The sequence below is a fragment of the Elstera litoralis genome (assembly GCF_000963705.1).
GTDB lineage: Bacteria > Pseudomonadota > Alphaproteobacteria > Elsterales > Elsteraceae > Elstera > Elstera litoralis.
In genome coordinates this window covers 1-1,178 of the sequence record NZ_LAJY01000669.1, presented here as the reverse complement: position 1 = coordinate 1,178, position 1,178 = coordinate 1, and the positions used below count along the sequence as shown (strand labels likewise).

Annotated in this window: 1 protein-coding gene; it reads right to left on the bottom strand. The window is 63.4% G+C overall.

Annotated features, from left to right (window positions below):
• Positions 1-79: 79 nt before the first annotated feature.
• Complete coding sequence (locus VZ95_RS22485; RefSeq protein ID WP_052711944.1) at positions 80-955, bottom strand: response regulator transcription factor; 876 nt, start codon at positions 953-955, stop codon at positions 80-82.
• Between the last annotated feature and the right edge of the window lie 223 nt (positions 956-1,178).

Genomic DNA, 1,178 nt, shown 5'->3' with positions numbered 1-1,178 from the left:
GCGCGTCGGCGCGGCGGGCGAGCGTACGCCCCGATCGACGGCAAGAGCGACCAGCGCGCGGGGATCGACCAACAGCGGATCAGGGCACCGGCACTGGCGAGGCGAAAGGCCCCCGTCGCGGCGTTAGCGCCAGCAGGCTGAGGGCGACCGGCGGGCAGTCCCACCCCTCAGCCCCTTGGCTTAAGCGTTGATTGAGCGCCGTTAGCGCCGCCGCCGGACCGGCATCGCCGCGCTCGATTAGCGTGCGGAGATGCAGCAGAGCATAGGCCGCCGTCAGCGCCGCTGCCGACCCGCTGGCACCGACGGTGCCGAGCGCCGCCCAAACCGTCCCATCGGCGTGGCGATGCAGCAGCGAAATATCGCCGCCGACATGGGCCGCCGGATGAATGAAAATCGACGCCGTCGCGCCCGATAGCTGCGGATCGAGCGTCGCCGGGTCGGCGTGCAACAGCCCGTGCAGCGCTTTCACCGCCCGCGTGTCGGTCTGCCGCTGGTCGATTTGATCGACGGCGAGGCGCTTCAGGCGGCGCATTTCCAGGCAGGCGCTGACCCGTTCGTCGAGAAGGCGCACATTGAACGGCTTCGGCAGATAGCCTTCGGCCCCTAAATCCAGACATTGAACGATTTCGTCCATATTGGTCATGGACGAAATGACGATCACTGGCGTGTCAATCAGCAAGCCGTCGCGCTTCAGGCGGCGCAGCACCTCAACGCCGCTGACGCGCGGCAGATTGAGGTCGAGCAGCACCAAATCGAAGCGCTCAGCCTTAGCAAGATCGAGCGCCACGCGCCCATCGCCCGCGCTGGTCAGATCGTGAAACCCGGCCCGGCGCAGGTAGAGTTCGATCAACTGCTGGCTGAACCCATCATCCTCGACGATCAGCAACCGCTCGGGGCGCGGTAGGGGTTGCGGTTCGGCAGTGGGCGCGGCGGCTACGGGGGAAAGCACCGACATGGTCGTTCTTCCTGATCGTCAAACGGGGCATCGGCACGGCCCGATAAACTCTAAGAGTGTTCCCCAAAAAGGGAGCCCCTCGGCGACCGATGCGAGCTTAAAGCCCCTTCTATCAAGCGCTTCATTTTAAGACAATTTACAATAATATGACGGAGCGTCATACGACTTCGTCTCGGAAAACTGTCATTTTGCCGCAGTAGGATTTTAAGAGAATATCGAGGAA